The 216-nt window shown below is 66.2% G+C and carries 1 pseudogene; it reads right to left on the minus strand.

The window, feature by feature from the left end:
* Positions 1-216 (minus strand): annotated as a pseudogene (locus tag E5W87_RS33850) (heparinase); the annotation flags it as partial.

Consider the following 216-nt stretch of genomic DNA (forward strand, 5'->3'; position numbering starts at 1 on the left):
GGGGTCTGCTCGGCACCGGCGCCATCGGCGAGAATCTGCTTGCGCGTCTCGGCCAGGAGGGCGCCGCGTGCAGCGTCGGCCTCGGTCCCCAATGCCAGGCCGATCAGATACTCGCCAGCCAGTTCTGCCACGAGATGGTTGTTGGCAGAGGAAAACCGGGAGGGAAACCGCGGCAGCCAATAGGCGCTTGCCGCCAGGATTTCACCCACTTGCTGC

Origin of the sequence: Mesorhizobium sp., from assembly GCF_004962925.1 — a bacterium.
GTDB lineage: Bacteria > Pseudomonadota > Alphaproteobacteria > Rhizobiales > Rhizobiaceae > Mesorhizobium.